This window comes from Cupriavidus sp. 8B, assembly GCF_054589115.1.
On record NZ_BAAILO010000056.1, the window covers coordinates 39,777 to 59,423 of the forward strand.

The 19,647-nt window shown below is 65.7% G+C and carries 15 protein-coding genes and 4 pseudogenes; 16 read left to right on the forward strand and 3 right to left on the reverse strand.

From position 1 onward, the window contains the following. Window positions 1–199 precede the first annotated feature (199 nt). Window positions 200–526, forward strand: coding sequence for a hypothetical protein (locus ACYP5B_RS05375; RefSeq protein ID WP_459568863.1), 327 nt, complete (start codon window positions 200–202; stop codon window positions 524–526). A gap of 56 nt (window positions 527–582) precedes the next feature. Here the strand turns inward: ACYP5B_RS05375 and ACYP5B_RS05380 are convergent. From ACYP5B_RS05380 to ACYP5B_RS05390, 3 genes and pseudogenes are all read right to left on the reverse strand, one after another. Further along, window positions 583–747, reverse strand: a pseudogene (locus ACYP5B_RS05380) (IS5/IS1182 family transposase); the annotation flags it as partial. Further along, window positions 729–1,100: pseudogene (locus tag ACYP5B_RS05385) on the reverse strand (helix-turn-helix domain-containing protein); the annotation flags it as partial. The pseudogenes ACYP5B_RS05385 and ACYP5B_RS05380, both read right to left, overlap by 19 nt. A 384-nt stretch (window positions 1,101–1,484) precedes the next feature. Beyond that, the gene (locus tag ACYP5B_RS05390) at window positions 1,485–2,435 is read right to left on the reverse strand and encodes a LysR substrate-binding domain-containing protein (protein WP_459568864.1); all 951 of its coding nucleotides are present in this window, start codon (window positions 2,433–2,435) and stop codon (window positions 1,485–1,487) included. 165 nt (window positions 2,436–2,600) lie between these two features. On the opposite strand from ACYP5B_RS05390, the gene ACYP5B_RS05395 reads away from it, so the two are divergent. The 15 genes and pseudogenes from ACYP5B_RS05395 to ACYP5B_RS05465 all read left to right on the forward strand — a co-directional run. Beyond that, complete coding sequence (locus ACYP5B_RS05395; protein ID WP_459568865.1) at window positions 2,601–4,061, forward strand: form I ribulose bisphosphate carboxylase large subunit; 1,461 nt, start codon at window positions 2,601–2,603, stop codon at window positions 4,059–4,061. A 60-nt stretch (window positions 4,062–4,121) separates the two neighbouring features. Further along, on the forward strand, window positions 4,122–4,541 hold the full coding sequence (locus ACYP5B_RS05400; protein ID WP_459568867.1) for a ribulose bisphosphate carboxylase small subunit: 420 nt from the start codon (window positions 4,122–4,124) through the stop codon (window positions 4,539–4,541). A gap of 163 nt (window positions 4,542–4,704) precedes the next feature. Then, complete coding sequence (gene cbbX, locus ACYP5B_RS05405; RefSeq protein WP_459568868.1) at window positions 4,705–5,655, forward strand: CbbX protein; 951 nt, start codon at window positions 4,705–4,707, stop codon at window positions 5,653–5,655. A gap of 3 nt (window positions 5,656–5,658) precedes the next feature. Beyond that, window positions 5,659–6,423: an HAD family hydrolase gene (locus tag ACYP5B_RS05410; RefSeq protein WP_459568870.1), complete on the forward strand. Its 765-nt coding sequence runs from the start codon at window positions 5,659–5,661 to the stop codon at window positions 6,421–6,423. 1 nt (window position 6,424) lies between these two features. Then, a complete protein-coding gene (gene rpe / locus ACYP5B_RS05415) occupies window positions 6,425–7,150 on the forward strand; it encodes a ribulose-phosphate 3-epimerase (protein ID WP_459568871.1) in 726 nt (241 codons plus the stop codon). Between the two features lie 55 nt (window positions 7,151–7,205). Then, window positions 7,206–8,300 carry a class 1 fructose-bisphosphatase gene (locus ACYP5B_RS05420; protein WP_459568872.1) on the forward strand — a complete coding sequence of 365 codons (1,095 nt, stop codon included), beginning with the start codon at window positions 7,206–7,208 and terminating at the stop codon, window positions 8,298–8,300. 11 nt (window positions 8,301–8,311) lie between these two features. Further along, window positions 8,312–9,190, forward strand: a complete 879-nt coding sequence (locus ACYP5B_RS05425) for a phosphoribulokinase (RefSeq protein WP_459568873.1) — start codon at window positions 8,312–8,314, stop codon at window positions 9,188–9,190. A gap of 22 nt (window positions 9,191–9,212) precedes the next feature. Further along, complete coding sequence (gene tkt / locus ACYP5B_RS05430; protein WP_459568874.1) at window positions 9,213–11,225, forward strand: transketolase; 2,013 nt, start codon at window positions 9,213–9,215, stop codon at window positions 11,223–11,225. Beyond that, window positions 11,225–11,920, forward strand: coding sequence for a phosphoglycolate phosphatase (gph, locus tag ACYP5B_RS05435; protein WP_459568875.1), 696 nt, complete (start codon window positions 11,225–11,227; stop codon window positions 11,918–11,920). The genes tkt and gph overlap by 1 nt, the downstream gene beginning before the upstream one ends. Window positions 11,921–11,980: 60 nt before the next feature. Beyond that, complete coding sequence (gap, locus tag ACYP5B_RS05440; protein WP_459568876.1) at window positions 11,981–12,991, forward strand: type I glyceraldehyde-3-phosphate dehydrogenase; 1,011 nt, start codon at window positions 11,981–11,983, stop codon at window positions 12,989–12,991. 9 nt (window positions 12,992–13,000) lie between these two features. Beyond that, window positions 13,001–14,242, forward strand: a complete 1,242-nt coding sequence (locus ACYP5B_RS05445; RefSeq protein WP_459568877.1) for a phosphoglycerate kinase — start codon at window positions 13,001–13,003, stop codon at window positions 14,240–14,242. A gap of 42 nt (window positions 14,243–14,284) precedes the next feature. Further along, window positions 14,285–15,322 carry a class II fructose-bisphosphate aldolase gene (fba, locus tag ACYP5B_RS05450; protein ID WP_459568878.1) on the forward strand — a complete coding sequence of 346 codons (1,038 nt, stop codon included), beginning with the start codon at window positions 14,285–14,287 and terminating at the stop codon, window positions 15,320–15,322. Window positions 15,323–15,468: 146 nt separating this feature from the next. Continuing rightward, window positions 15,469–16,989, forward strand: a pseudogene (locus ACYP5B_RS05455) (FdhF/YdeP family oxidoreductase); the annotation flags it as partial. A gap of 1,146 nt (window positions 16,990–18,135) precedes the next feature. Continuing rightward, on the forward strand, window positions 18,136–18,744 hold the full coding sequence (locus ACYP5B_RS05460) for a plasmid pRiA4b ORF-3 family protein (RefSeq protein ID WP_459568879.1): 609 nt from the start codon (window positions 18,136–18,138) through the stop codon (window positions 18,742–18,744). Between the two features lie 36 nt (window positions 18,745–18,780). Then, a pseudogene (locus ACYP5B_RS05465) lies at window positions 18,781–19,566 on the forward strand (ISKra4-like element ISBte1 family transposase); the annotation flags it as partial. Window positions 19,567–19,647: the final 81 nt, after the last annotated feature.

Below are 19,647 nucleotides of genomic sequence, written 5' to 3' on the forward strand. Positions count from 1 at the left end.
GCAGGTCTACCCAGGGTCCAGGATGGATAGAGTGACCCGCCGGCCGGGCTTACGAGTGGACATCTTGTCCATTGCAGCGGTCCACAGCCCAGGCCGCGCCCTGCAGTGCCTGACTGCAAAAGGAATCCGACATGGGTATGGCTCTTGCTCATCGACTCTGCAGCGGGCCATTTAAGCGGGGCGCCTCGATCCTCCCTGGGTGCGCGAGCTTACGAGTGCGCATGGTATCCCGGAGGACAGGGTGCGGCAGATGATGCGCAAGCTCGCGCGTCACGGCGAGACCTTTCAGGTCGTGCCCGACCTCTTTTACGCTCCGGATGCGGTGCGCGACCTGGCCTTGCTCGCCGCTGCCGAAGCCCATAAGAAAGCCGGCACGGTCTGCGCTGGGACGTTTCACAATGCCACCGGATTTGGACAGAAACGTGCGATTCAGGTTTTGGAGTCTTTCGACAGCGTTGGTTATGCTCGCTTCGACCGTGGCCGCCATCTGGTGCGCACGGACAGTCATTGGCTTGAGCTGCTCTGACAGGCGACGACCGATTGATTTCCCACGGGAAGGCGTCCGTATCCGGTGGTACGGCGATTGCCTGTGAGCGTCTTGAGCCGGTACATCAAGTTCTCGACGAGAGAACGCCGGTGATAGCCGCTGGACTTCCTCCATTCGCGTCGGCCATTTCGGGCAATGCCGTCAATGGCCTCGTTGTGCCATGGTGCGCCGGGCGTGCGCTCGGGCCATGGCATCGCTCCCAGGCAAGCTGGTCGGCCTGATTCTCCCGATAACCCTGACTGCCACCATTTCGCCTGACCTCTCGGCTAATGGAAGATGGGGCTCGTCCGAGCCGGGCTGCTACTGAACGAATCGAGTGGCCAGCAACCATTGAGCGCGAGATCTCCTCTTGTTCGGCAAGCGTCAACGCCACCCTGGAGCGGTGTCGTTGTGCTGGCTGGATACCGCCGGCCTCCGCAAGAATCCCCTGTACTGACGAGTGGTTCCGATCGAACAGCCGGGCAATCTGATGAAGCGTTTCACCTGTCCGCCAGCGCTCCCACATAAATGCCTTCTGGCTTTCGGTGTAGTAGATCCGTCGTCTTTGCTTCATTTGCAACACCTCCGCTGCTCATGCAGTCTCTAGTGTGTTGCATCAACCGGTTGAATCCTCAGGCCAAAGCGGTCAACCTGACCCAACCGGCTGCAGTCGCCGTTGCGCCGTTCTTGTAGCGGGCCTGACAACGGGGGGTACCAACACCGGCTCGCTAAATCCGGCCAGCCTTACGGCTGCCCCGCCCGGCCCACCATTAACTGAGGAGACATGCACGCGCGAATGGCTGCGTGATACAGCCATCTTTAGCGAGTTCCGGGTTGGTACGCCCGATCACCGTTGTTTTTGGTGATGGCGCTGTCCCCAACGCCGTCGCGCTTGGCGATCAGAGGATTCGCAATCTGCCTCGTAGTCGATGGTCGCCAGTGCCTCGTCAGGGAGGGCTCAAGCCACGCGTCGCCCGGGCATCAGCCCGCCGTATTCCTTCCCCAGAAACTCCGCCGTGTGCTCCAGCAGGTAGGCGCGGCAGCTCTCGCTGGCCGGCGACAAACGCTTGCTGGACATATGCGCGACATGCCAGATGCGCTCGATCGGCGTGCCGGTCACGTCCAGCAGTGCAATCTCGCCGGTGCGCAGTTCCAGTGACAGCGTGTGCAGCGACAACAGGCTGATGCCCATGCCGGCCATCACGGCCTGCTTGATGGTTTCGTTGCTGCCCAGGGTGATGACCTTGGCTGGCGTGAACAGGTGGTCCCGGAACATGTGCTCCGCCACGGTGCGGGTGCCGGAACCCGGTTCGCGCAGCAAAAAGGTCTCGTGACGCAGTTCCTGCAGGTCGAACCCCTTCGCGTCGTGCAGTGGGTGCTGCGGCGAGGCTACCAGCACGTGCGGATGCGCGGCGATGGGTTCCGACACGGCGTCCAGTTCGCGCGGCGGGCGGCCCATCAGCGCGAGGTCGATCGCATTGTCCTGCAGCAGCCGCAACAGCGTTTCACGATTGCCTTCGGCGATGCGCAGGTCCACGCCCGGGTGCAGCGCCGTAAAGCCGGCGAGCAGCTTGGGCGCGAAGTACTTCGCGGTGCTGATCAGCCCGATCGTGATCGAACCCTGCTCGACGTCCTTGACCGCCTGCAGGCCTTCTTCGGCGTCCTTGACCTCGCCGAGGATCCGCGACGCGTGGTGCAGCAGGCGGTCGCCGGGCTCGGTCAGCGTGAGCTGCCCCTTGATCCGTTCGAACAGCGCCAGGCCGACCACCGATTCAAGCTGCTTGACCTGCATCGAGACAGCTGGCTGGGTCAGGTGCAGTTCCTCGGCTGCGCGCACGAAGCTGGCGTGCCTGGCCACGGTGACAAAGATCTGCAACTGGCGAAGAGTGAGGGCACGCAGGAAGGACATGGGCAGAGGGGGCGGCTTTGGATGTTCCCGTGATGTGCATCTTGCTTCGCACTTAAGGGATTGCTTATGCGGTGACTAAGAATATCTGAATTTACCTTATGTGGGTGGGCCTATATCTTTTCATCAACGCAGCTACACGCCGCTCAACCACGCAAGGAGACAAGCATGAACGCACCTGAATCGGTCCAAGCCAAGCCGCGCAAGCGCTATGACGCCGGCGTCATGAAGTACAAGGAAATGGGGTACTGGGACGCGGACTACGAGCCCAAGGACACCGACCTGCTGGCGCTGTTCCGCATCACGCCGCAGGACGGCGTGGATTCGGTCGAGGCTGCCGCCGCGGTGGCCGGCGAATCCTCCACCGCCACCTGGACGGTGGTGTGGACCGACCGTCTGACCGCCTGCGACATGTACCGCGCCAAGGCCTACCGGGTCGATCCGGTGCCGAACAACCCGGAACAGTTCTTCTGCTACGTGGCCTATGACCTGTCGCTGTTCGAGGAAGGCTCGATCGCCAACCTGACCGCGTCGATCATCGGCAATGTCTTCAGCTTCAAGCCGATCAAGGCTGCGCGCCTGGAAGACATGCGCTTTCCGGTTGCCTATGTGAAGACCTTCGCCGGCCCGTCCACCGGCATCATCGTTGAGCGCGAGCGGCTGGACAAGTTCGGCCGCCCGCTGCTGGGCGCCACCACCAAGCCCAAGCTGGGCCTGTCGGGCCGCAACTACGGCCGCGTGGTGTATGAGGGCCTGAAGGGCGGGCTGGACTTCATGAAGGACGACGAGAACATCAACTCGCAGCCCTTCATGCACTGGCGCGACCGCTTCCTGTTCGTGATGGACGCCGTCAACAAGGCTTCGGCCGCCACGGGCGAGGTCAAGGGCAGCTACCTCAACGTGACTGCCGGCACCATGGAAGAGATGTACCGGCGCGCCGAGTTCGCCAAGTCGCTGGGCTCGGTCATCATCATGATCGACCTGATCGTGGGCTGGACCTGCATCCAGTCCATGAGCAACTGGTGCCGCCAGAACGACATGATCCTGCACCTGCACCGCGCGGGCCATGGCACCTACACCCGGCAGAAGAACCATGGCGTGTCCTTCCGCGTGATTGCCAAATGGCTGCGCCTCGCCGGCGTGGACCACATGCATACGGGCACCGCGGTGGGCAAGCTGGAAGGCGATCCGCTCACTGTGCAGGGCTACTACAACGTCTGCCGCGACGCCTACACCCATACCGACCTGACGCGCGGGCTGTTCTTCGACCAGGACTGGGCGTCGCTGCGCAAGGTGATGCCGGTGGCCTCCGGCGGTATCCACGCCGGCCAGATGCACCAGCTGATCCACCTCTTCGGCGATGACGTGGTGCTGCAGTTTGGCGGCGGCACCATCGGCCACCCGCAGGGCATCCAGGCCGGCGCCACCGCCAACCGCGTTGCGCTGGAAGCGATGGTGCTGGCGCGCAACGAGGGCCGCGACATCCTCAACGAAGGGCCGGAGATCCTGCGCGACGCCGCGCGCTGGTGCGGGCCGCTGCGGGCCGCGCTCGATACCTGGGGCGACATCAGCTTCAACTACACGCCGACCGACACCTCGGACTTCGCGCCCACCGCGTCGGTGGCTTGAGCCTGGCCAGACGACACCAAAGCACGCCACCACAGCGAACCCAAAGAACGAGAGGACATCATGCGTATTACTCAAGGCACTTTCTCCTTCCTGCCCGACCTCACCGACGCGCAGATCACCAGCCAGCTTGAATACTGCTTGAACAAGGGCTGGGCGGTGGGCATCGAGTACACCGACGACCCGCATCCGCGCAATACCTACTGGGACATGTTCGGCCTGCCGATGTTCGACCTGCGCGATGCGGCCGGCATCCTGCTGGAGATCAACAACGCGCGCAGCACCTTCCCCAACCACTACATCCGCGTCACGGCTTTCGATTCGACCCATACGGTGGAGTCGGTGGTGATGTCGTTCATCGTCAACCGTCCTGCCGACGAGCCCGGCTTCCGCCTGGTGCGCCAGGAAGAGCCCGGCCGTACGATGCGCTACTCGATCGAGAGCTACGCCGTGCAGGCACGCCCTGAGGGCAGCCGCTACTGAGCGGCACCGGCTGAACCGCCGCGCAGCGCCGCCACGGCGCTGCCGCCGGCGATTTCCTGACTGTGCAATCCCGCGGCTGCGCCGCCACTAGGCTGCGCATCGGGGGGAGCTGCGCCTCGAATCTATCGAGCCGAATGATCGAATGATCCTCACGGAGCTTGCCATGTCCGCACCTGAAACGACCGCACCGCTGCAGCCGCCAGCTGCTCAGGCCGGATCGCTGGCCGAATCGCTGGCCAGCTCGGGCATCACCGAGCTGCTGGCCCAGCTTGACCGCGAGCTGATCGGACTGAAGCCGGTGAAAGCGCGCATCCGCGATATCGCCGCCTTGCTGCTGGTGGACAAGCTGCGCGCCGCGCGCGGCTTCAGCGCCGGTGCGCCCAGCCTGCATATGTGCTTCACCGGCAATCCCGGCACCGGCAAGACCACCGTCGCCATGCGCATGGCGCAGATCCTGCACCAGCTGGGCTACGTGCGGCGCGGCCACCTGGTGGCGGTGACCCGCGACGACCTGGTCGGCCAGTACATCGGCCATACCGCGCCCAAGACCAAGGAAATCCTGAAGAAGGCCATGGGCGGGGTGCTCTTCATCGACGAGGCCTACTACCTCTACCGGCCGGAGAACGAGCGCGACTACGGCCAGGAGGCCATCGAGATCCTGCTGCAGGTGATGGAGAACAACCGTGACGACCTGGTGGTGATCCTGGCCGGCTACAAGGACCGCATGGACCGCTTCTTCGAGTCCAACCCGGGCATGTCCTCGCGCGTTGCCCACCATGTCGATTTCCCTGACTACCAGCTCGACGAGCTGCGCCAGATCGCAGACCTGATGCTGGCCGAGATGCAGTACCGCTTCGACGACGAAAGCCGGACCGTGTTTGCCGACTACCTGGCCCGGCGTATGGCGCAGCCGCACTTTGCCAATGCCCGCAGCGTGCGCAATGCGCTGGACCGTGCGCGGCTGCGCCATGCCTCGCGCCTGCTGGACGACGCCGGCACGGTGGTCGACGACCGTACCCTGACCACCATCACGGCGGCTGACCTGCTCGCCAGCCGCGTGTTTTCGAAGGCTGGGCCGGCCGCGCCGGCCGCGCAGACGCCGGCCAAGGAGTAAGCCATGCAAGCCCTGATTTTCGATGTCGACGGCACGCTGGCCGATACCGAAAGCGCCCACCTGCAAGCCTTCAATGCCGCTTTCGCCGAGGTCGGCCTGGACTGGCACTGGGATGCGCCGCTCTACACGCGCCTGCTCAGGGTGGCGGGCGGCAAGGAGCGCCTGATGCATTACTGGCGCATGGTCGACCCGGAAGAGGCCCGCGGCTGCAAGGTGAAGGAAACCATCGACGCCGTGCACGCCATCAAGACCCGCCACTATGCCGAGCGCGTGGGGGCGGGCGGCCCGCCGCTGCGCCCGGGCATTGCCCGCCTGATCGCCGAGGCCGGCGAGGCCGGCCTCCCGCTGGCGATTGCCACCACCACCACGCCGGCCAACCTCGACGCGCTGCTGCAGGCGCCGCTTGGCGCGGACTGGCGCCGGCGCTTTGCCGCCATCTGCGACGCCGGCACCACCGCGATCAAGAAGCCGGCGCCTGATGTGTACCTGGCCGTGCTGGAGCGGCTCGGCCTGGAAGGCGGTGATTGCCTGGCCATCGAGGATTCGGAGAACGGACTGCGCGCCGCCCGGGCGGCCGGCATCCCCACCTTGGTCACGCCCACCGCCTTCAGCGGGCAGGACTCCTTCGAGGGGGCGCTGCTGGTGCTGCCGCATCTTGGCGATCCCGGCGAACCCATGCCCCAGCACGTGCCCGGCGCCGCTCAGCGCTGGGCCGATCTTGCCGCATTGCGCGCCTGGCACTGCGGCACCCTGATTGAGGCGACCTGATATGCATGCCACCGAACCCAACACCGGCCACGGTAGCCAACGCGCCATCCGCCTGGCGCCATCGATCCTGTCGGCCGATTTCGCGCGCCTGGGCGAACAGGTGTGCGCGGTCGAGGCCGGCGGCGCGGACCTGGTGCACTTCGATGTGATGGACAACCACTATGTGCCCAACCTGACCATTGGGCCGCTGGTGTGCGAGGCGATCCGTCCGCTGGTCTCCATCCCCATCGACGTGCACCTGATGGTGGAGCCGGTCGATGCGCTGATCCCACTGTTTGCCAAGGCCGGCGCCAACATCATCAGCTTCCATCCGGAGGCGGGCCGCCATGTGGACCGCACCATCGGCCTGATCCGCGACCACGGCTGCAAGGCCGGACTGGTGTTGAACCCGGCCACGCCGCTGAGCTGGCTGGACCATACGCTGGACAAGCTCGACCTGGTGCTGCTGATGAGCGTGAACCCGGGCTTCGGCGGCCAAGCCTTCATTCCGGGCGTGCTGGACAAGGTGCGCCAGGCAAGGGCGCGCATCGACCGGCAGCTGGAAGCCGGCGGCCGGCCGGTCTGGCTGGAGATCGACGGCGGCGTCAAGGCCGATAACATTGCCGACATCGCCCGCGCGGGCGCCGACACCTTCGTGGCCGGCAGCGCCGTGTTCGGCGCGCCGGATGCCGACGGCGGCTACTGGAGCATCCTGCGCCGCCTGCGCGAGGCCGCCACTATCACGTAGGCCATCCGCACCGGCACTACACAAGAACACATAGTCAATCTAGAGGAGACCTGTCATGCCTGAAGTCCAAAGGATGACCCTGACGCAGTTCCTGATCGAGGAACGCCGCCGCTATCCGGACGCCAGCGGCGGCTTCAACGGTCTGATACTCAACGTTGCCATGGCCTGCAAGGAAATTGCGCGCGCGGTTGCCTTCGGCGCGCTGGGGGGCTTGCACGGCAAGGCCAGCACGCAAGCTGGAGAGGAAGGGGCCGTCAACGTGCAAGGCGAAATCCAGCAGAAGCTGGACGTGCTGAGCAATACCACCTTCCTGCGCGTCAACGAGTGGGGCGGGTACCTGGCCGGCATGGCGTCGGAGGAGATGGAGGCGCCTTACCAGATCCCGGAGCACTACCCGCGCGGCAAGTACCTGCTGGTGTTCGATCCGCTCGACGGCTCGTCCAACATCGACGTCAATGTCTCGGTGGGCAGCATCTTCTCGGTGCTGCGCGCACCGGAGGGCGCAAGTGCTGTCACCGAGCAGGACTTCCTGCAGCCCGGCACGGCCCAGGTGGCGGCCGGCTACGCGCTCTACGGTCCTACCACCATGCTGGTGCTGACCGTAGGCAACGGGGTCAACGGCTTCACCCTCGACCCCAATCTGGGCGAATTCTTTCTCACCCATCCCGACCTGCGGGTGCCGGCCGATACCCAGGAATTTGCCATCAACGCCTCGAACAGCCGCTTCTGGGAAGCGCCGGTCCAGCGCTACATCTCCGAGTGCATGGCCGGCAAGAGCGGGCCGCGTGGCAAGGATTTCAATATGCGCTGGATCGCGTCGATGGTGGCCGAGGCGCACCGCATCCTGATGCGTGGCGGCGTCTTCATGTACCCCCGCGACACCAAGGATCCCGCCAAGCCGGGCCGCCTGCGCCTGCTCTACGAGGCCAATCCAATCGCTTTCCTGATGGAGCAAGCCGGCGGGCGCGCCAGCACCGGCCGGCAGACGCTGATGTCGGTGGCGCCGGGCGCGCTGCATCAGCGCATCGGCGTGATCTTCGGCTCGCGCCATGAAGTGGAACGGATCGAGCACTACCACACCGACCAGACCGATCCCGACCTTCCGAGTCCCCTGTTCAACGAGCGCAGCCTGTTCCGCGCGTCTGCCTGAGGTGCCTGGCCATGTCAGAACGTTATCCCATTATCGCCATCACCGGCTCCTCGGGCGCCGGTACCACGTCGGTGACCCGTACCTTCGAGAACATCTTCCGCCGCGAAGGCGTGAAGTCGGTGGTGATCGAAGGCGACAGTTTCCACCGTTACGACCGCGCCGAGATGAAGGTCAAGATGGCCGAGGCCGAACGCACCGGCAATATGAACTTCAGCCACTTCGGCCCGGAGAACAACCTGTTCGGCGACCTGGAGAGCCTGTTCCGCTCCTACGCGGAATCCGGCACCGGCATGCGCCGGCGCTATCTGCATAGCGCGGAGGAGGCCGCCCCCTTCGGGCAAGAGCCCGGCACCTTCACCGAGTGGGAGCCGTTGCCAGCCGACACTGACCTGCTGTTCTATGAAGGCCTGCACGGCGGCGTGGTCACCGACGAGGTCAATGTTGCCCAGTATCCCAACCTGCTGATCGGGGTGGTGCCCGTCATCAACCTGGAGTGGATCCAGAAACTTTGGCGCGACAAGAAGCAGCGCGGCTATTCGACCGAGGCGGTGACCGACACCATCCTGCGCCGCATGCCGGACTACGTGAACTTCATCTGCCCGCAGTTCTCGCACACGCATGTGAACTTCCAGCGGGTGCCGTGCGTGGACACGTCCAACCCCTTTATCTCGCGCGAAATCCCCGCGCCCGATGAAAGCATGGTGGTGATCCGCTTTGCCAACCCGAAGGGGATCGACTTCCAGTACCTGCTGAGCATGATCCACGACTCCTTCATGTCGCGCGCCAACACCATCGTGGTGCCCGGCGGCAAGATGGAACTGGCCATGCAGCTGATCTTCACGCCCTTCGTGCTGCGCATGATGGAGCGCCGCAAGCGCGCCGCGCTGTGACCCTCTTGCAAGGACACCAGAGATGAACGCCCCTGAACGCATCGATTCCGCAGCGCGTTGCGCCAACGCGCTGCGCTTCCTGGCCGCCGACGCGGTGGAGCAGGCCCGCTCCGGCCACCCCGGCGCACCCATGGGCATGGCCGAGATGGCCGAAGCCCTGTGGCGGCGCCACCTGCGCCACAACCCGGCCAACCCGGCCTGGCCCGACCGTGACCGCTTCGTGCTGTCCAACGGCCATGCCTCCATGCTGCAGTATGCGCTGCTGCACCTGACCGGCTACGACCTGCCGATGTCGCAGCTGCGCCAGTTCCGCCAGTTGCACGCGGCCACGCCCGGGCATCCGGAGCTCGGCGTGACGCCGGGCGTGGAAACCACCACCGGCCCGTTGGGGCAGGGCCTGGCCAATGCGGTCGGCATGGCGCTGTCGGAGAAGCTGCTGGCCGCCAGCTTCAACCGCCCCGCCTTCGACATCGTCGACCACCACACCTATGTGTTTCTTGGCGACGGCTGCCTGATGGAGGGTCTCAGCCACGAGGCCGGCTCGCTCGCGGGCACGCTCAAGCTGGGCAAGCTGATCTGCCTGTACGACGACAACGGCATTTCCATCGATGGCAATGTTGTCGGCTGGTTCGCCGATGACACCCCAAAGCGCTTTGCCGCCTACGGCTGGCATGTGATCGCCGGCGTCGACGGGCACGACGCGCAGGCCATAGACGCCGCGCTGTGCGCGGCCAAAGCCGAGCGCGAGCGGCCCACGCTGATCTGCTGCCGGACCGTAATCGGCAAGGGCGCGCCGGCCAAGGCCGGCGGGCACGACGTGCATGGCGCACCGCTGGGCGCGCAGGAAGTTGCCGCCATGCGCGAAGCGCTGAGCTGGGACGCCGAGCCCTTTACGGTGCCGGTGGACGTGGCCGACGCCTGGGACGCGCGGGCGCAAGGCGCCGCGCGCGAGGCCGAATGGGAAGCGCGCTTCGCCGGCTATCGCGCGGCGCATCCCGAGCTGGCCGAGGAGTTCCTGCGCCGTGTCAATGGCCGCTTGCCGGAAGGCTTCGATGCGGAACTGATGGCGCTGCTGGATGCGCCTTCGGCGCTGCAAGGCAAGATCGCCACGCGCAAGGCATCGCAGCTCTGCCTGGAGGCGCTCACGCCCGCCTTGCCCGAACTGCTGGGCGGCTCGGCCGACCTGACCGGCTCCAACCTGACCAATGTCAAGGCGTCGGTCTGGGTCAACCACGCCGGGCACGGCAACTACGTGAGCTACGGCGTGCGCGAGTTCGGCATGGCCGCCGTCATGAACGGCATCGCGCTGCATGGCGGGCTGATCCCCTACGGCGGCACGTTCATGACGTTCTCGGACTATTCGCGCAATGCCATCCGCATGGCGGCGCTGATGCGCCTGCGCGTGGTGCACGTGCTGACCCATGATTCCATCGGCCTTGGCGAGGACGGTCCCACCCACCAGCCGGTGGAACACGCCGCCAGCCTGCGGCTGATCCCCAACAACCAGGTCTGGCGCCCCTGCGACGGCGCCGAGACCGCGTACGCGTGGCTGGCCGCACTGCAGCGTGAGGATGGCCCGACCTGCCTGGTGCTATCGCGGCAGGCGTTGATGCCGTTCGAGCGCGATGCGGCCCAGCGCGCCAGCATCGCGCGGGGCGGCTATGCGCTGCGCGATGCGACGGCGCCGCGCGTGGTGCTGGTGGCCACAGGCTCCGAAGTGGAGATCGCCGTGCGCGCCGCGCACGAGCTGGCCGATGCAGGCATCGCCGCGCGCGTGGTGTCCATGCCCTGTGTGGAACTGTTCTACGCGCAGGACGCGGCATACCGGGACACGGTGCTGCCGCCGGGTGTGCCGCGCGTCAGTGTCGAGGCCGGCGCCACCTGGTACTGGCGCGGCGTAGTGGGCGAAGGAGGCGTGGCGCTGGGCATCGATACTTTCGGCGAATCGGCGCCGGCCGAGGCGCTGTACCAGCATTTCGGCCTGACCCCGACGCATGTCGCGGCTGCAGCACGCGCACTGCTGGAGGGCGAGTGATGGCTACCGCGTCCATGCCCTGCAGCGCGGTGCTGATAGACCTGGATGGCACGCTGGTCGATAGCGCGCCTGACATTGTCGAAGCCGCCAACCGCATGCTGGCCGACCTCGGCAGCCCGGCGCTGCCGTTCGATACCGTAGCCGCCTTCATCGGCCGCGGGGTGCCCAACCTGGTGCGGCGCGTGCTTGAGACCGCCCAGATCGCGCCGCGGGTGGACGCCGCCGATGCGGTGGCGATATTCCACCGCCACTATGTAGAGACCAACGGCCGCCTCGGGTCAGTGTTCCCGGGCGTGGAGGCCGGACTGGCCGCGCTCCAGCGGCAAGGCTACCGGCTGGCCTGCGTGACCAACAAGCCGCGCGCGCTGGCGGCGCCGCTGCTGGCGCTGACCGGGCTGGCGGCGTACCTGGAAGTGCTGGTGGCAGGCGATTCGATCGCACAGATGAAACCGGACCCCGAACCGCTGCGCCATGCCTGCCGCCTGCTCGACGTCGATCCGGTGCACGGCGTGTTGGTGGGGGACTCAGCGGTGGACGTGGCGGCGGCGCGCGCGGCCGGCATCCCGGTCTGCCTGATGCGCTATGGCTACGCCGGCCCCGGCGGGCCCGCGGCGCTGGGCGCCGACGCGCTGGTCGATTCGCTGGAGGCGTTGCCGGCGCTGCTGACGCCGGCGCGGCTGGTGCCAGCCACCTGATGTTGCGCCGGCGCGCTGGCGCGACCGGCAAGGATACCAAGACAAGCAAATGGAGACAGCATGACTATCAAGGTTGCCATCAACGGCTACGGACGCATCGGCCGCAATGTGCTGCGCGCCCACTATGAAAGCGGCAAGCGGCACGATCTCGAAATCGTGGCCATCAACGATCTCGGCAACGCCGCCACCAATGCCCACCTGACCCAGTACGACACCGTCCACGGCCGCTTCCCGGGTGAGGTCTCGGTCGACGGCGACGCCTTCCGTGTCAACGGCGACCGGATCCGCGTGCTGGCCCAGCGCAACCCGGGCGAGCTGCCATGGGGCGAGCTGGGCGTGGATGTGGTGATGGAGTGCACCGGGCTCTTCACCAGCAAGGACAAGGCCTCGGCCCACCTGAAGGCCGGCGCGAAGAAGGTGATCATCTCCGCCCCCGGCGGCAAGGACGTGGACGCCACCATCGTCTACGGCGTGAACCACGGCGTGCTGAAGGCGACCGACACGGTGATCTCCAACGCCTCGTGCACCACCAACTGCCTGGCGCCGCTGGTCAAGCCGCTGCATGAGAAGCTGGGCGTGGTGAACGGCCTGATGACCACCGTGCATTCCTATACCAACGACCAGGTGTTGACCGACGTCTACCACGAGGACCTGCGCCGGGCGCGCTCGGCCACCATGTCGATGATCCCGACCAAGACTGGTGCCGCCGCCGCGGTCGGGCTGGTGATGCCTGAGCTGGACGGCCGGCTGGACGGCTTTGCCGTGCGCGTGCCGACCATCAATGTGTCGCTGGTCGACCTGTCCTTCGTGGCGGCGCGGCCCACCGCCGTGGAAGAGGTGAACGGTATCCTGAAGGCGGCTGCCGAAGGCGAGCTCAAGGGCATCCTCGACTACAACACCGCGCCGCTGGTCTCGGTGGACTTCAACCACAACCCGGCCTCGTCCACCTTCGACGCCACCCTGACCAAGGTCAGCGGCACGCTGGTCAAGGTGTCGGCCTGGTATGACAACGAATGGGGCTTCTCCAACCGCATGCTGGATACCGCGGTGGCGTTGGCCCATGCACGCTAGCAGGTGGCCATGATGAGTCTATCCCATGCTACGGACCCGCAACCGAAACCCGCGGCGGCGCCGCACACGCTGGCCGCGCTGCTCGCCGCAGGCGGGCTGGCTGGCAAGCGTGTCTTTATCCGGGCCGATCTAAACGTCCCCCAGGATGCCGCGGGCCTTATCACCGACGATACCCGCATCCGTGCCTCCGTGCCCGCCATCGCGGCCTGCCTGCAGGCGGGGGCTGCGGTGATGGTCACCTCGCACCTGGGCCGGCCCCAGGAAGGGGATCCGGACCCGCGCCACAGCCTTGCACCGGTGGGCCGCCGCCTGTCGGAGCTGCTGGGCCGCCAGGTACCGCTCTTGTCCGGCTGGACCGAGGGCGGCTTCCAGGTTCCGCCCGGGCAGGTGGTGCTGCTGGAAAACTGCCGCATGAACACGGGCGAGAAGAAGAACAGCGACGAACTGGCGCAGAAGATGGCCGCGCTGTGCGATGTCTATGTGAACGATGCCTTCGGCACCGCCCACCGTGCCGAAGCCACCACGCATGGCATCGCCCGGTACGTCCCGATCGCCTGCGCCGGCCCGCTGCTGGCCGCCGAGATCGACGCGCTGGGCAAGGCCCTGGGCCAGCCGGCGCGCCCGCTGGTGGCCATCGTGGCCGGCTCCAAGGTCTCGAGCAAGCTGACCATCCTGAAGTCGCTGGCCGACAAGGTGGACAACCTGGTGGTGGGCGGCGGCATCGCCAATACCTTCATGCTGGCTGCCGGCCTCAAGATCGGCAAGTCGCTGGCCGAGCCTGACTTGATGGTCGATGCCAGGGCCGTCATCGACATCATGGCCGCCCGCGGCGCCTCGGTGCCGATCCCGGTCGATGTGGTGTGCGCAAAGGAATTCAGCGCCAGGGCCGCCGCCACCGTCAAGGACGTGAAGGACGTGGCCGACGACGACATGATCCTCGATATCGGCCCGAAGACCGCGGCCATGCTGGCTGAGCAGCTCAAGGCCGCCGGCACCATCGTCTGGAACGGCCCGGTCGGCGTGTTCGAGTTCGACCAGTTCGGCAACGGCACCAGGGTGCTGGCGCAGGCCATCGCCGAATCGAGGGCCTTCTCGATCGCAGGCGGCGGCGACACGCTGGCCGCCATCGCCAAGTACGGCATTGCCGACCGCGTGGGCTATATCTCGACCGGCGGCGGCGCGTTCCTGGAGTTTCTCGAAGGCAAGACGCTGCCCGCACTGGCCGTGCTGGAGCAGCGCGCCGCCACCTGAACCAGGCCTCATCGAATCCGCATCAAGTAAAGGAGCTTCACCATGGCACTCATATCCTTGCGCCAGCTGCTGGACCACGCCGGAGAGTTCGGCTACGGCGTGCCGGCTTTCAACGTCAACAACCTGGAACAGATCCACGCCATCATGGAAGCGGCCGAGGAAACCGACAGCCCGGTCATCCTGCAGGCCTCGGCCGGCGCCCGCAAGTACGCCGGCGAGGCTTACCTGCGCCATATGGTGCTGGCCGCGGCCGAGACCCATCCGGACATTCCCATCGTGCTGCACCAGGACCACGGCTCCAGCCCGGCGGTGTGCCAGGCCTCGATCCGCTCCGGCTTCACCAGCGTGATGATGGACGGCTCGTTGCGTGAAGACATGAAGACCCCGTCCGACTACGACTACAACGTCGACGTCACGCGGCGCGTGTGCGAGATGGCGCATGCGATCGGCGTGTCGGTGGAGGGCGAACTGGGTTGCCTGGGCTCGCTCGAAACCGGCCAGGCCGGCGAAGAGGACGGCGTGGGCGCGGCGGGCACGCTGTCGCACGACATGATGCTGACCGACCCGGCGCAGGCGCGCGACTTCGTCGCCCGCACCGGCGTGGACGCGCTGGCCATTGCCATCGGCACCAGCCACGGCGCCTACAAGTTCTCGCGCAAGCCCACCGGCGACATCCTGGCAATGGACCGCATCCGCGAGATCCACGAGCAGATCCCCGACACCCACCTGGTGATGCACGGCTCCAGCTCGGTGCCGCAGGAATGGCTGGAGATCATCCGCCAGTACGGCGGCGACATCAAGGAGACCTATGGCGTGCCAGTCGAGGAGATCCTGCGCGGCATCAAGATGGGGGTGCGCAAGGTGAATATCGACACCGATATCCGCCTTGCCATGACCGGGGCGATCCGCAAGTCCTTGTCCGAAGACCGCAGCGAGTTCGATCCGCGCAAGGCGCTGCGGGCGGCCAAGAAGGGGGCGAGGAGCGTGGTGAAGCTGCGCTTCGAGGCCTTCGGCTGCGCCGGGCAGGCATCGCGGATCAAGCCGATGGCGTTGGAGAGGGTGGCGAAGCTTTATCTCTGAAGGAGCCGCCTGCAGCACGACGAACCCACGCATACGCTCCCCTCTCCCGCACGCGGGAGAGAGGAGCAAACCGGCAGCAGGAAACCGCACGCGTGACTAACCGCAACGCCGTCTCCAGAAAGCTTGGATCGATCCAAGGAGCGAACATGGCCAAACGACGCCGCGAAGTGCCGGGCATTCGACAGTACGACGGTCCCGCCGGAGACTGGGGCGCGCTGAAGGCAACCGCCACGGCGATCCGGTCGCAGATGGAGACCGTCAAGGCCCCGATCACACTGATGCGGACCAACCAGCCCGACGGCTTCGATTGCCGCGGGTGCGCATGGCCCGACAAGGAGCACAGATCGACGTTCCAGTTCTGCGAGAACGACGCCAAGGCCGTGACCTGGGAGGCAACCACGAAGCGGGTGCCCCCGAGTTCTTCGCGGCCAACACGGTGTCGTCGCTGTTGAACCGGACCGACTACGAGCTCGAAGACTTTGGCCGGCTGACGCATCCGCTCGTCTACGACCGCGCCACCGACACGTTCCGGGCGGTGGAGTGGGAAGCTGCGTTTGCCCGCATCGGCGAGATCCTGCGCGGGCTGGCGCCGGAGCAGGTCGAGTTCTATACGTCCGACAGGGCTTCCAACGAGGCCGCATACCTGTACCAGCTGTTCGCGCGGGAATATGGCACGAACAATTTCCCCGATTGTTCGAACGTGTGCCATGAGCCTACCAGCGTGGGCCTGCCGCGCTCGATCGGCATCGGCAAGGGCACGGTGTCGCTGGACGAATTTGACGAATGCGAGCTGATCATTTCGATCGGCCACAACCCGGGCACCAACCACCCGCGAATGATGGGGACATATCACGAGGCGTCGCGGCGCAAGGTGCCGATCCTGGTGCAACCCGCTGCGCGAACGGGCGCTGGAGCGCTTTGCGGATCCGCAGAACATGGTGGAGATGGCCACCTATGGTTCCACCCGGATTGCGTCGTCCTACTTCCTGGTCCGCGCCGGGGGCGACGCCGCGGCCATCAAGGGGGTGATGAAGGCACTGCTGGATCTGGAAGCCAGCCAGGGCAATGTGCTGGACTACGACTTCATCTCGGTCCACACCGAGGGCTTTGAGGCGCTGGCCGAAGACCTGAAGGCGACCGAATGGGCGGATATCGAAAAGACCAGCGGCCTCAGCCGCGCCGACCTGGAACTGGTCGCGGCGGCCTATGCGAAGTCGAATGCCACCATCGTCACCTACGGCATGAGCGTGACCCAGCACAACGAAGGCACGGCCAATGTCCGCCTGCTGTGCGACCTGCTGATGCTGCGAGGCAACTTTGGCAAGCCCGGCGCCGGTATCTGCCCCTTGCGCGGCCACTACAATGTGCAGGGGAACCGGACCGTCGGCATCACCGAAAAGCCGTCGGCTGGCTTCCTGCCGCGGATCGAAGACACCTTTGGCTCCAGCCCGCCCGCCGGACACGGGCACGATGCCGTCAACGCGATGCAGGCAATGATCGATGGCAAGTCCAGGGCCCTGATCTGCCTGGGGGGCAATTTCGCGGTGGCATTGCCGGATACCGACCAGTGCTTCCCGGCAATGGGCAAACTCGACCTGAGCGTCCATATCGGCACCGGGTGCTGGCGGGCACAATGCCTAATTAAAGTGGACGAAAAGACATATTTACCATCTTTCAAAGTGATGGGCAGTCGCCATGAACCAGAGGTAGGGGTGCTCGACCGCTACGCGCTTGGCCAAAATGTTGGCGTCATGAACTTCATGAACTATCATATGTTCATGACCCTACACCGCCGTATCTCTCTTCGCGCGCGTTTCCCGGCCGCCCCTGTCCGGCTCGAAGCTACGCAGCTCTCGAGTGCCCGCGCTCGTCGTGCTGCATCGTCTGCGGTAGCGCGCGACCAGCAACACGCCACCCCCTGTGAGCTAATTGAGACGGCAGTGGCGCTCGTCAACGACGCATCCCGTGAGGTCGCGTTGTCCGTCGAAGTCCAACACGAACTAGACGCGGCACTCGGTAGGATCGTTCGCATCTTTGCGAAGCCAAACCGTCCGCTCCGCGAGCGTCCTTTTATTGCTGCCGGGGAGACTGTGGCACATGCCGGCGGGGCAGCGCATTCCGATCCGCTGCAAGAGGCGCGCGAACGTGGTCGACTGGCAGCCGCCCGGGAGTGGGAACAGCCAGAAAACCTGTCTCTTAAGGACGCGGCGCTTTATGCGGGACGTTCGGACCGCGCCATCAACCAGGACCGCCAGGCGGGTCGCCTCTATGCCCTCGTGCTGCCGGGGCGCGAGCGAGGGTTTCGCTATCCGTCGTGGCAGTTCCACGTCGATTCCGAGCGGCTGACCGCTGTGCTTGCACCATTTGTGGCTGCCGGCGCGAGCAGTTGGGTTATCCATAATTTTCTGCATCGCCCGCAAGTAGGCCTGGAGGGACGCACGCCGGCGGATTGGATCGCCGATGCAGCGGCCCCGATAGACGTCGTTGTGCGGCTCGTCGACGCGCGGTACCGCGACGAGCAGGGCGCCGCATGACCTTTAGCGCAGAAGATTTGGGGTGTCCGCTGCCGCCGGCCGACCTCGCCGACCGTCGGCTTACCACAAAGATGCTCGATCTCGAGAGGGTAGCGCTCTGGCGGATCCATCGCGCGCACCTGGACCCTATTTACTACAACCGCCGCGCGCCGGGCGTGACCCATTACCGGTTCGATGCGGCCGGCGGCGAGTTCGGCGTCCTTTATGGAGACCGCGCCAAAACGGGGGCGAGCGACCGGACTACCGCCGAGAGGCCAATGAGGCACCCAAAATGCGCGCATGGCTTCCGATCCTGGGGCGGCGACCTCCATCCTTCAACTTCGAATTGCTCTGCGCGGCCTAAGCCCGCCGGTTTGGCGACGCGTCCTCGTTCCCGAGCATTTGACGCTCCCACAATTGCACAATGTCATCCAGGTAGTCATGGGCTGGGCGGGCGAACATCTGCACCAGTTCAGCATTCGTGGTAGGCATTACGGCGAAGCTCATGAGGACGTCTTGCAGTTCTCCACAGTGGCAAACGAACTGCCGCTGACCGCGTTTCGTCTCCGCGAACACGAAGGCTTGGTCTATGTGTATGACTTCAACGCGTGGTGGCGCCACGAGATACGGGTGGAGCGGCGTATGCTGCGGCAACATCCTGGCGGGCTGCCACATTGCGTGGCGGGTTGCGGGCCTTGCCCGCCAGAGGACGTTGGCGGGATCGAGAGGTATCTGGAGGCCAGGGACGAACGCAGTGAGTACGAGTTCCTCGATTGGCTCGAGTCACTGCGCGAGGGCCCAATCGTGCTGGAAGACTTACGCGATGAGGTCGACCGATGGCTGACTTGGCTGGATCGTCGCTTTGACCGTCAGATCGTCAATGATCGGTTGCGACACCTCGAGAGGTAGACTGGTCGCCGCGGCTTCCAAGGGAGGAGGGTGGCCATGCGTATCAGCTTGCAACTCGTAGTGCAGGACGAGGGAGGGGTGCCAGCCACCGTCACCGAAATTGCCCAGTTCGAGAGAGACTGCCTCGATGTGGGCTCGCTGGGCCTGCATCTGGAGGAGGCGAAATCATTGCTGGGTCGGCTGCAGCGCACGATGGTCGCGGCACAGGTTGCCGAGGTAGTTGCCCGGACCAGCGTTTGTCCCACGTGCGGTGCGCAGTTGGCTTGCAAGGGCCACCATCACTTGGTCTTCCGTAGCGCGTTCGGGCGACTGTCGATTGACAGTCCCAGGCTGTATCCCTGTCGGCAATGCCAGGGCGACGCCCCCACCTTCAGTCCGGTCGCCAACTGCTTGCCTGAGCGGGTCAGTCCAGAACTGCAGTATCTCGAGGTCAAGTTCGCAGCGCTGATGTCGTATGGTCTGACCGTCAACGTCCTGCAAGAGGTGTTGCCGCTCGATCATGTGCTGGCAGCCAGCTCGATCCGGCGCCAGGTCACCAGGCTCGGTCGCCGGCTGGAAGCGGAACAGGCTACCGACGCCCGGCAGCACGCGGAGGTGGCCGCGAGCGTCGGTTCGCCCGACATCCCGGAGCCTAGTCCGGTCCGCGCCGTCGGCATTGACGGCGGCTACCTTCGGCTGGCCGGCCACCGGCGCCGGCAGGACGGCTGGTTCGAAGTGATCGTCGGGAAGTCAATGCGCGATCAGGATGCCGGCCATAGTTTTGCCTACGTGCACAACCTGGAGCACCGGCCGGCCGATCGTATGTTGAGTCGAGTAGCGCAAGGGAATCGCACCCTCACGCCCTCACAGATCCGGACATGAACCTCTCGATTCATCCGGCTCCTATCGTCCAACCGTGGTCTC